Genomic DNA, 11,725 nt, shown 5'->3' with positions numbered 1-11,725 from the left:
GCAAAAAACGACTCGCTAAAGTCGAATTGATGCGCGCATTGTGCGGCGACCCTGCCAATCTGAGACCACCATGCGCACGATCATTTCATTTGCCGCCCTGTTTCTTTCGGTCATTCTGCTTCAGCTTTCCACAGGAGGCGTCGGGCCACTCGATGCCATTTCCGGCATCACTCTGGATTTCACGACCGAACAGATCGGTCTTTTGGGGTCTTCGCACTTTCTGGGGTTTTTCATCGGCTGCTGGTGGGCACCACGTCTGATGGGCAATGTTGGTCATTCGCGCGCATTTGCAGTTTGCACCGCGTTGGGCGCGATGGGCCTCATCGGACATACGCTGACCGAAAACCCATATATCTGGGCCGCCCTTCGTGTGGCCTCGGGCACCTGCGTTGCAGGCGCATACACGGTGATCGAGGCCTGGCTGAACGCGAAGGTCACCAATGAAACCCGGGGGCGTGCAATGGGAACGTACCGGATCGCGGATATGGGCGCGTCCCTGTGCGCCCAGTTGATTATCGCCGTTCTGCCCCCGGCCTCTTACGTCTCGTATAACCTGCTGGCGATCCTGTGCTGTGCGTCACTGCTGCCGCTGACGCTGACCAAAGCAAGCCAACCCAAAACACCTGACGCGCCCCGCCTGAAACCCGGGCTGGCTTGGCGCAGCTCACCCTTAGCCGTGGCTGGCGTGATCGTGGCCGCGCTCAGCTCGGCCTCGTTCCGAATGGTGGGACCGGTTTACGGGCAAGAGGTCGGACTTGGCGTCGATCAGATCGCATTCTTCCTGGCCTCTTTCGTATTGGGTGGTGCGCTTGCTCAATACCCCGTTGGCTGGCTGGCTGATAAATATGACCGGCGCTGGGTGTTGATCTGGCTGTCGGCTGCCGCGGTGCTCAGCTGTGGCGTCACCATGGCGGCCAGCGGCACCGGAACGATCGGGGTCATGTCGGCGGCCGTGTTCTTCGGTCTGACAACCTTCCCGATCTTCTCGGTCTCATCCGCCCACGCAAACGACTTTGCCACGACCGAGGAACGGGTGGAACTCTCGGCGGCCCTGATGTTCTGGTTTGCCTTGGGGGCAATTGCATCGCCCTACGTAACCTCGACCCTGATCCAGCAATTTGGCCCGGGTGCCCTTTTTGCCTTCGTGGCGTTCGGGCATGTCTTCTTGATCGTGTTTGGTCTGGCGCGGATGCGGTCACGCCCCACCCCCGAAGAGCGCACGAATTATGTTTACGCCCCGCGCACCTCATTCACGATTGGTCGCCTTCTGAAACGGTCGCGGGAAGAGTGAAAAACTGAGCACCCCCGCTGTTCTTTGAATGTCTTTTGTGATCACCCTGGCCTTTTCGGTCGGTTCGGTATGGAACAAGGACGGGGAACTGCGACTCGGATTCAAGGCGTTGGAGTCCCTCTGCTTGCCCCAAAAGCTTTGGGCATGTCCCCGGAACGCGATCCAGATCGTTGCGGCAGCACGATTTTCGTTGCCTTCGGGGTCTAAATCGACAAGCAGGCCAAAGCCGGGCTTTTGCTGGGCGATCACATCATGTAGACGGGCGCGCAGACAGTTACGCGGAAACGGATCATGGCTCGGATTCTCATCACCTCGGCGATCCCCTACATCAACGGGATCAAACACCTCGGCAATCTGATCGGCTCGCAATTACCGGCTGATTTGTACGCGCGTTACCAGCGTGGCCGGGGGAACGAGGTCATGTTCCTGTGCGCCACGGATGAACACGGCACACCCGCCGAGCTGGCCGCCGCCAAGGCTGGCAAGCCGGTGGCGGAGTATTGCGCCGACATGTATGCGATTCAGGCCGATATCGCCAACCGGTTTGGCCTCAGCTTCGATCACTTCGGCCGTTCGTCCAGCGAGCAGAACAAGCGCCTGACCCAGCATTTTGCGGGCAAGCTGGATGACGCGGGCCTGATCCGCGAAGTCAGCGAGAAACAGGTGTATTCCAACGCCGATGGTCGCTTTCTGCCTGACCGCTATATCGAAGGCACCTGCCCCAATTGCGGCTATGATCGCGCGCGCGGCGACCAGTGCGAAAACTGCACCAAACAGTTGGATCCGACGGACCTGATCGAGCCGCGCTCGGCCATTTCCGGATCGACCGACTTGGAAGTGCGCGAGACCAAGCACCTGTATCTGCGTCAATCCGCGATGAAGGACAAACTGGATGCGTGGATCGACAGCAAGACGGACTGGCCGGTCCTGACCACTTCGATTGCCAAGAAGTGGCTGCATGACGGCGACGGCTTGCAGGACCGTGGCATTACCCGCGATCTGGACTGGGGTGTACCGGTCAAGAAAGGCGATCAGGATTGGCCTGGGATGGAAGGCAAGGTCTTTTACGTCTGGTTCGACGCCCCCATCGAATACATCGCCTGCACCAAGGAATGGGCGGATGCCAACGGCAGGACCGATGCGGATTGGGAACGCTGGTGGCGCACCGACAGGGGCGCGGACGACGTGCGCTATGTCCAGTTCATGGGCAAGGACAACGTGCCGTTCCATACGCTGTCCTTCCCGGCCACCATCCTGGGCACCAACGCGCACAATGAAGAGACCGGATCACCCGAACGCTGGAAGCTGGTGGATTACATCAAGTCGTTCAACTATCTGAATTATGACGGCGGCCAGTTTTCGACCAGCCAGGGCCGTGGCGTGTTCATGGATCAGGCGCTGGACATTCTGCCTGCCGATTACTGGCGCTGGTGGCTGCTGAGCCATGCGCCCGAAAGCAGCGACAGCGAATTCACCTGGGAGAACTTCCAGCAATCGGTGAACAAGGACCTTGCAGACGTTCTGGGCAACTTTGTCAGCCGGATCACCAAATTCTGCCGCTCGAAATTTGGTGAGACCGTGCCCGAAGGTGGACAGTTCGGACCCCGCGAGCAGGCCTTGATCGAAGAGCTTACCAAACGCGTCCGCGCCTATGAAGGCCATATGGAAGCGATGGAGGTTCGCAAATCCGCGCAGGAGCTGCGGGCAATCTGGGTTGCCGGAAATGAATATCTACAGGCCGCAGCTCCGTGGTCCACGTTCAAAGAAGACCCCGAGCAGGCCGCCGTGCAGGTACGTCTTGGCCTGAATCTGATCCGGCTTTACGCCGTGCTCAGCGCACCATTCATCCCCGACACCTCGGCCCGCATGCTGAGCGCGATGAACACGCTGGATACCAGCTGGCCCGATGATGTTGCCACCGCGCTGAACGCCTTGCCGTCCGGTCACGACTTTACTGTGCCAGACGTTCTGTTCGCCAAGATAACGGATGAACAGCGCGAAGAATGGCAGGACAGGTTCGCGGGAACCCGCGACTGATCGGTCCGGCGCATTGGACGCAGGGGGCTCGTTTCGGGCCCCTCTTGTTTGGGCCCCACGGCCACGTCAGGGCCTAAGCCAGCATAGTTGCTTGAACTTTTGACCTCCGCCCCGACCGGCGCGGGACTCATCACGCTTGAGATATCGGCGCAAAAAAGTCATCCTGAGATCAGTTTCCTCCGACTCGCGCCGCCGTGGCGACTGGGTCGGTATCTTTTGTTTCCGCATCGAACGAGGCTTTCGCCATGTCCCCAGCATTCCTTTCACCCAACAAGATCAGCAGGCATTTGGCCGCCGCATTCATGCTGATGTCCTTGGGTTTGGCGCATCCGGCGACCGCGCAGGAAGAAGGGGCACCACCAAAGGTTTCCATAGCGGCGGCCTATACCGAGGAAATCACCGACGAAGCCACGTTCATCGGACGTGCCGAGGCAATCAATAAGGTCGATATCGTGGCGCGGGTGAACGGGTTTCTCAACAGCCGCGAGGTCGAGGATGGGGCGACCGTCAAAGAAGGCGATCTGCTGTTCACCATCGAACCCGACCTGTACGAGGCGACGCTTGAGGCCCGAAAGGCCGATCTGAACCGGGCCGAAGCAAATCTTGAACTGGCAAAGGTCGATTTGGCGCGAAAAGAAGAACTTTACAAACGCGACGCGACACCAGAGTCTGAACGCGACATTGCCCGCGCCAACGAATTGGTCGCCGAGGCAGAGGTGAAGGCGGCCAATGCTGCGATCCAGCAGGCCGAGCTTGACCTGAGCTACACGCAGATACATGCGCCGTTCGACGGCCGTATCGGCAGGATCACGACCAGCGTCGGAGATGTGGTCGGGCCAAACAACCCTCCTCTGGTCAATATCGTCAGCGAGACGCCCATATATGTGAATTTCTCGTTGAACGAAAAGCTCTTCACCTCAGTCTTGCAGACTTATGGTGAAAACTCGGCATCGCTGGCGGAAAGCCCGCAAAGCCCGAATGTGCACGTCATCCTGCCCAACGGCACTAAGATGGATGAAGTCGGCAGAATTGTATTCGTTGACAACCGTATCGACCCATTGACCGGCGCCATTACCATTCGCGCCCAGTTCGACAACACAGACCGGCTGATTCTGGACGGCGCCTTTGTGAATGTGCAGATCGAAGCGCTGGAACCGACCTTGCAGGTATTGGTGCCTCAAGCCGCCTTGCAGCGCGATCAGCGGGGCGAGTTTGTCCTGGTGGTCAACGACAAGCAGATGGTTGAACAGCGCTACATCACCACCGGTGACACGGTCGGAACCGCGATTATCGTGCTGGACGGCCTGCGCGAAGGCGAAAGCGTCATTGTCGAAGGCCTGCAACGGGTTCGCCCCGGCGTCGCTGTTGACGCAGTCGTCGCCTCTGAGCAACCGGGAGAGTAACAGATGTTCTCAGCCCTGTTCATCAGCCGGCCCAAGCTGGCGCTCGTCATTTCGCTGGTGCTGACCATCATGGGCGGTATCGGATACCTGGTGCTGCCGGTCGCGCAGTTTCCCGATATCACCCCACCCGTGGTCAACGTCTCGACAACTTATACCGGTGCAAACGCCGAGACCGTTGAAAACACCGTTGCCGCGCCGATCGAGGCGCAGGTCAACGGTGTGGACGACATGATCTACATGACGTCCAGATCATCGGACAACGGGTCCTATTCGCTGGATGTGACCTTTGAGGTCGGCACCGATCCCGACATCGCATCGGTCAACGTTCAAAACCGGGTGGCGCAGGCCATGTCGTCGCTGCCAGCCGAAGTGACTTCGTCCGGCGTGGTGACACAGAAATCTTCGACCAACATGCTGATGCTGGTCACTCTGACCTCACCAAATGGGACCTATGACAGTGTGTTCCTGTCGAACTATGCCTCGATCAATCTGCGCGATGCGCTGGCCCGCGTGCAGGGCGTCGGCAAGGCCGATGTTCTGACCAACCTTGAATACGCCATGCGGATCTGGATGGACCCGGACAAAATGGCGGCGCTGTCCATCACACCGGGGGATGTCATCAATGCGATCCGGGAACAGAATATCGAAGTGTCCGCCGGTTCGATCGGTGCGCCACCGGTTCCCGAAGGGCAGACGTTTCAATACACGATCAAATCCAAAGGCCGCCTGACATCCGCAGAGGAATTCGGTGACATTGTCATCCGGACAGGTGACGCCGGTGCCATCGTCCGCGTCAAAGACATCGCCCGGGTAGAGCTTGGCGCAGAATATTATGCGGCTTCGGGCTATTTTCAGGCGGTTCCAGCCACGGTCATTGGCATCTATCAGGCCCCCGGTGCAAACGCATTGGCGGTTTCGGAACGTGTGCAGGCGGAATTGGCGCGGCTGTCCCGCGCCTTTCCGACGGATGTCGAATATGATGTCCCCTTCAACACGACCGATTTTGTCGAGGCGTCTTTGAACGACGTGGTCTCGACCCTGATCCTGACCTTCATTCTGGTTATTTCGGTTGTGTTCGTGTTCCTGGGAAGTTGGCGCGCAACGATCATTCCGGCGGTGGCAATCCCGGTATCCCTGATCGGTACTTTTGCCTTCCTGCTGGCGTTCGGGATGTCGCTGAACACCATCTCGCTGTTCGCCTTGGTGCTGGCCATCGGTATCGTGGTGGATGACGCCATCGTCGTCGTCGAGAACGTGGAGCGCATCATTGCGGATGAAGGGTTGCCCCCTGCTGAAGCGACCCGTAAAGCAATGGGCCAGATCACGGGGCCAGTCATCGCGACCACATTGGTTCTACTGGCGGTGTTCGTGCCGGTCACGTTCATGCCCGGCATCTCGGGGCGGCTGTATTCCCAATTTGCCATTACGATCTCGACCGCTGTCGTAATCTCGTCCATCAACGCACTGACCCTTTCGCCTGCCCTGTGCGGCTTGGTTCTTCGTCCCCGGTCCGGCCCTCCCAAAGGGGTGCTTGCGATGTTCGAAAACTTCATCGGCACCGTACGCAACGGCTATGTCGCCATTGTACGAAAGCTGTTGGTTTTTCCGGCCATTGCGCTGGCCATCGTGGTTGGGCTTGGCATGGGAACCGGAACAATCATGTCCAACACCTCGGCCGGATTCATTCCGCTTGAAGACAACGGGTATCTGTTCGTTGATGTACAGTTGCCTGATGCCGCAACGTTGGAACGGACCGAGGCTGTAACTGCTCGTCTGGACGAACAGATAAGTGAAATCCCGGGCGTCGCGAGCACGGTTCTGGTCAACGGTTTTTCGATGCTGAACGGCACGATCACCAACGGCGCTGCGATTTTCGTCAACCTCGAAAACTGGAGCGAACGGCAGGAAGACGATCTGAGCGCGGACGCCATTCTGGCCAAAGTGCTGGCGATCGCGAACGGTGAATCAGCGGCTTCGGTCCTTGCTTTCAACCCGCCGCCCATCCAGGGCCTTGGTATGTCCGCCGGTGTCGAGATGGAAGTTCAGCAAACCGGCGGTGGCACTCCGCAGGATCTGGCCTCGGCCGTGGGTTCGTTCGTGTATTCGGCCAATCAGAGGCCCGAGATCGGGCAGGCCTATACGACCTTCCGCGCCAACGTCCCGCAGCTGTTCGTTGATCTGGACCGCGAAAAAGCCAAAACGCTGAATGTCTCGGTCGCCGAGATTTTTCAGACCATGCAGGCGCAGCTGGGATCTTACTATGTCAATGACTTCAACCTGTTCGGCCGTGTCTATCGCGTGATGATTCAGGCCGATGGGACCTATCGGGACAATGTCGAAGATATCGCGAACCTATATGTCCGTTCTCAAAACGGAGACATGGTGCCGCTGGGGACACTGATCGACGTTGAAAACGTGCTGGGTCCGGTTCTGCTGAAGCGCCACAACCTGTTCCGGTCGGCTACGGTGACGGCGGTCCCTGCACCCGGCTTGTCCAGCGGCGATGCAATCAGCGTGATGACCGAAGAATCCGCGACCGCCCTGCCCCCGGGCTATGCGTTCGAATGGACAGGGACGGCACAGCAGCAGCTGGCTTCGGGCAGTCTGGTGATCATCATCCTCGGGCTTGCCATCCTGTTCGGTTACTTGTTCCTGGTGGGTCAGTACGAAAGTTGGACCTTACCTGTTTCAATCCTGCTTTCCGTTGTCGTGGCCTTGTTTGGGGCCGTGGCGGCGGTGGCCATCGTGGGCAGTGACATCAACCTCTATACACAGATCGGTATGATCATGCTTGTCGGGCTGGCCTCGAAGAACGGTATTCTGATCGTCGAGTTCGCCATGGAGCAACGCGCCAAGGGGCTTTCCATCAAAGAGGCCGCCGCAGAGGCTGCGTATCAACGTTTCCGCGCTGTGATGATGACTGCACTGTCTTTCCTGCTTGGCGTTGTCCCCCTGCTGGCCGCGAACGGAGCCGGAGCCGCCAGCCAGAAGGCGATTGGTGTCGCGGTGTTTGGCGGGATGCTGGCCGCAACACTTGTTGGTGTGATCGTGGTGCCCGTGCTCTATGCCCTGATGCAAGGCATGCGGGAATGGTTGAAGGGCAGCAAGAGCGACCCCGACCCAACGGAAAAAGCCGCCTGAACACAGAAAGCCCCATCTGAACTGATGGGGCTTTTTTGCAGTTCCGCTAATAGAAATCAGGCGTTTTCAGGCTACCCCTTATCCGCGGACCGTTCGGACATCCATTGATCGATCCGCGCAATCTGCTCGGCACTCAGCCGCAAGCCCAGCTTGTTGCGGCGCCAAACCACATCTTCGGCTGAACGGGCATATTCCTTGTCCATCAGCCACGCGACCTCTTGCGCTGTCAGGGTTGCGCCAAAATCCTTTCCCAGATCGGATACCTGTTTTGCATCACCCAAAACATCCCTTGCTTCGGTCCCGTAAGCTCTGATCAGGCGGGCAGCCCAGCTTTCGGTCAAAAACGGATAGGCCGCCAAAAGATCGCCTTTCAGGGTTTCGACGGCATCCACCGGGAAATCCCCCCCCGGCAGTGCGACACCAGCGGTCCAGGGACCGGGCAGGTTCGGGAAAAACTCACCGACCTTCTCAAGCGCGCTTTCTGCAAGCCTGCGATAGGTCGTGATCTTGCCGCCGAACACATTCAATACAGGTGCCCCGCCCTGCGCATCGACTTTCAACGTGTAATCCCGTGTCGCAGCAGTGGCACTGCTTGCGCCGTCATCATAAAGAGGCCGCACGCCGGAATAGGTCCATACGACATCGTCACGCGTTATGCTTTTTTTGAAGTACTTTGATGCGAAGGCGCACAGGTAATCCTGCTCGGCCTCGGTGCAGACCGGTTTGGTCGACGGGTCCGGATGATCCTGATCCGTTGTTCCAATCAGGGTAAAATCCTGCTCGTATGGTATGGCGAAAATGATGCGGCCATCTTCGCCCTGGAAAAAATAGCATTTGTCGTGATCGTAAAGCCTAGGCGTCACGATATGACTGCCCCGAACAAGCCGCACGCCCTCGCGAGAGTTCACGCGGATCTTGGATTGAATGATGTCGCCCACCCAGGGCCCACCCGCATTGATCAGCATTTTGGCCCGGACCAAACGGGTCTCACCACTGTTCCGATCCCGAACGGACACTTCCCAAAGATCGCCGACCCGCTCGGCCGAGGTCACTTCGGTTCGGACCATGATCTGTGCGCCGCGCGACTCGGCGTCACGCGCATTCAAAACCACCAATCGCGAGTCTTCGATCCAACAATCGGAATACTCATAAGCCGTTTCGAACTTGTCCTGCAACGGGGCCCCCTCGGGTGCTGACCGCAGGTTCAATGACGTCGTGCCCGGCAGGATTTTGCGCCCGCCCAGATTGTCATACATGAACAGGCCCAACCGGATCAGCCAGGCCGGACGCCGCCCGCGCATCCACGGCATGACCGTGCTGAGCAACCGCGAGGTCGGCGTTTCGGAATCAAACCGCATATCCTTGTGGTAGGGCAGCACAAAACGCATGGGCCAGCTGATATGCGGCATCGCGCGCAGCAGGGTTTCACGCTCGATCAGGGCCTCACGCACCAGGCGGATTTCAAAATACTCAAGATACCGCAATCCGCCGTGAAACAGCTTGGTCGAGGCCGAGGACGTGGCAGAAGCGAGATCGTTCATCTCGGCCAGCGTCACCGAAAGACCCCGCCCGGCGGCGTCCCGCGCTATTCCACAGCCATTGATCCCGCCGCCGATGATGAAAAGGTCTGTGATCTGGTTGTCCGTTGACTGCATATCCATTGATTCCCTGCCTGACACGGTTGCGGGCATTAGCCAGAATGACTTTCGCTTCGTCAATGTTTATGTTCGTTTTTTTTCTTTTTGCAACACTGGTATGATTTTCAAGCAAGTTGGCTTGCCAAAATCGACAAAAAGAACAAAAACGAAAATCAATCCTTTACACCGGAACTGCCCATGTCCTTGTCTTTTCGCCAATCCGACATTCTGGAAATCGCCAGCACCGAAGGGCGCGTTACCGTCGAGGGGCTGGCTGAACGCTTTGGCGTCACCGTTCAGACGATCCGGCGCGACCTGACCGAGCTTGCAGATGCGGGCAAGCTGGACCGGGTTCACGGGGGCGCGGTTCTCCGCTCGGGTGTTTCAAATATCGGATACGAGGACCGCCGCGCGCTGAACGCGGACGCCAAGACCCGCATCGCTCAGACCTGCGCGGCTGATATCCCGGATGGCGCATCAATTTTCATGAACATCGGAACCTCGACCGAGGCCGTGGCAAGGCAGTTGCTGAACCACAAGAACCTGCTGGTGGTGACCAACAACATGAACGTTGCAAACATTCTTGTCGAAAACCCGGAGTGCGAAATCATCATGGCCGGCGGCGTTTTACGTCGAACAGACGGTGGGCTGATCGGCAACCTGACCGTATCGGCCATCCGGCAGTTCAAATTTGACATCGCTGTCATAGGATGTTCGGCCCTCGACACGGATGGCGATCTTTTGGACTTCGACTTTCAGGAGGTTCAGGTCAGCCAGGCCATCATCGAGAAGGCGCGCCGAACTTTTCTGGTTGCCGATCATTCGAAGTTTCAACGCTCGGCCCCGGCGCGGATAGGATCAATTGCCGAGCTTGACACGGTCTATAGCGACCTGCCCCTGCCCGGCAAGCTGCCAGAGCACTGTCGCGAGTGGCAGACAGATGTCATCATCTGCGACTAGAGGCGGGCAAATAACAACGTCCGGGCGAGTTGCGCGGCTTGCCAGATCGAACTTGGCCTGACACTATCCCACGTACAAGAATTTGTGCACGGGAGGGGAGGACCGGGCCATGATTGCGCTTTTGTTTTCGTTGTTTATCGCCACGATGGGGCTGAACTATTTCAAGTTGACCAAAGCTGGCAACGCCTTGTTTTTCGTCACACTGGCCATGTGTATCTACTGGCTGAAATTCCACGCCACGACGCCGCTGACAATTCAACTCTGAGGGGCTTGCCATGACACCTGAACTGTCCCGCACCCTCAACGCGATCGGTATGCTTGCCGTCTGCCTTGTGCTGGCGCTGGCGTTTTTCTATCAACTTGTCCTCTATGAACTGCCCTGCCCGCTTTGCCTGCTGCAACGTGTAGGGTTCGTTGCTGTCGGCGTGGGGCTTGGCTTGAACCTGCTCTACGGCCCGCGACCGCAACACTATGCCATCGTGCTGATTGCGGCCTTGTATGGCGGCACTGTATCGATCCGCCAAATTCTTCTGCATATCGTACCCGGCACCGGGCACTACGGCTCTCCTGTTTTGGGCCTGCACTACTATACCTGGGCCGGTATCGCCTTTTTCCTTGTGTTGCTGGGCACGTCGATCATGCTGTTGTTTGATCGCCAATACGCCGACCGTTCTGGTCAGGAACCAAGGTTCGGCGGAAATACTCTGGCCAAGATCGCGTTTTTCGTCATGCTGGCTTTGGCGGTGCTGAACGCGGGTTCAACCTTGTTGGAATGCGGGCCGGGTATCTGCGCTGACCCGCCGACAAGCTACAAGTTGATTGACGAATTGGACGCCGGCAATTGAAGATACCGTAACCTTCCCCAAAAGGAGGCGCGAGCATGGGATTACTGGGACAGCCGCTCGGCTATTATGACTATCTGACTTTCGTGGCATTGATCCTGCTTCTGGCGGCGGTGATGGCACTGTTTCTTTTTCTCATGGGTCTTCCGGGTCGGATCGCCATCAAGCGCAACCATCCCCATGCCGAGGCCGTAAAGATCATGGGCTGGATGGGATTTCTGGCCGTGGTGCCCTGGGTCCATGCCTTCATGTGGGCGTTCCATGATGGCGTTACGGTCGACATTCGCCGTGGCCCTGACGAGGAAAAAGACGCCATTCGTGATGAAATCAAACGTCTGGGCGGTGATGTCCGGCCTGAATATCAAGGTCGTCTGGACACAGACGATCCGCAGCAAAGCTAAGGCCAAAGGAAGC

9 protein-coding genes are annotated in these 11,725 nt (G+C 58.1%); 8 read left to right on the top strand and 1 reads right to left on the bottom strand.

The genetic code is table 11. The features are described from left to right. Window positions 1–70: 70 nt before the first annotated feature. The 4 genes from GOW60_RS06020 to GOW60_RS06005 all read left to right on the top strand — a co-directional run bounded on the left by GOW60_RS06020 (window position 71) and on the right by GOW60_RS06005 (window position 7,872). Window positions 71–1,291 (top strand): MFS transporter, encoded by a 1,221-nt coding sequence (locus tag GOW60_RS06020; RefSeq protein WP_171228590.1) that lies wholly within the window; start codon window positions 71–73, stop codon window positions 1,289–1,291. A gap of 291 nt (window positions 1,292–1,582) precedes the next feature. Further along, window positions 1,583–3,328, top strand: coding sequence for a methionine--tRNA ligase (gene metG / locus GOW60_RS06015; RefSeq protein ID WP_171228589.1), 1,746 nt, complete (start codon window positions 1,583–1,585; stop codon window positions 3,326–3,328). 302 nt (window positions 3,329–3,630) lie between these two features. Further along, entirely contained in the window at window positions 3,631–4,731 is a 1,101-nt protein-coding gene (locus tag GOW60_RS06010) for an efflux RND transporter periplasmic adaptor subunit (RefSeq protein ID WP_171228881.1), read from the top strand. A gap of 3 nt (window positions 4,732–4,734) precedes the next feature. Beyond that, window positions 4,735–7,872, top strand: a complete 3,138-nt coding sequence (locus GOW60_RS06005) for an efflux RND transporter permease subunit (protein ID WP_152457738.1) — start codon at window positions 4,735–4,737, stop codon at window positions 7,870–7,872. A gap of 71 nt (window positions 7,873–7,943) precedes the next feature. Here the strand turns inward: GOW60_RS06005 and glpD are convergent, their stop codons facing one another. After that, window positions 7,944–9,527: a glycerol-3-phosphate dehydrogenase gene (glpD, locus tag GOW60_RS06000; RefSeq protein WP_171228588.1), complete on the bottom strand. Its 1,584-nt coding sequence runs from the start codon at window positions 9,525–9,527 to the stop codon at window positions 7,944–7,946. 180 nt (window positions 9,528–9,707) lie between these two features. Between glpD and GOW60_RS05995 the strand changes: the two genes are divergently transcribed. The 4 genes from GOW60_RS05995 (at window position 9,708) to GOW60_RS05980 (ending at window position 11,712) form a co-directional block, all read left to right on the top strand. After that, window positions 9,708–10,469, top strand: a complete 762-nt coding sequence (locus GOW60_RS05995) for a DeoR/GlpR family DNA-binding transcription regulator (RefSeq protein WP_171168500.1) — start codon at window positions 9,708–9,710, stop codon at window positions 10,467–10,469. Window positions 10,470–10,578: 109 nt separating this feature from the next. Then, window positions 10,579–10,734: a DUF5993 family protein gene (locus GOW60_RS05990; RefSeq protein WP_171116330.1), complete on the top strand. Its 156-nt coding sequence runs from the start codon at window positions 10,579–10,581 to the stop codon at window positions 10,732–10,734. A 10-nt stretch (window positions 10,735–10,744) separates the two neighbouring features. After that, a complete protein-coding gene (locus GOW60_RS05985) occupies window positions 10,745–11,314 on the top strand; it encodes a disulfide bond formation protein B (protein ID WP_171228587.1) in 570 nt (189 codons plus the stop codon). A gap of 35 nt (window positions 11,315–11,349) precedes the next feature. Then, on the top strand, window positions 11,350–11,712 hold the full coding sequence (locus GOW60_RS05980) for a DUF3302 domain-containing protein (RefSeq protein WP_152457735.1): 363 nt from the start codon (window positions 11,350–11,352) through the stop codon (window positions 11,710–11,712). Window positions 11,713–11,725: the final 13 nt, after the last annotated feature.

Source organism: Ruegeria sp. HKCCA4008 (assembly GCF_013033125.1).
Taxonomy (GTDB): Bacteria; Pseudomonadota; Alphaproteobacteria; order Rhodobacterales; family Rhodobacteraceae; genus Ruegeria.
Note: the sequence above shows the minus strand (reverse complement) of the source record. Positions and strands in the feature narration are given on the sequence as shown.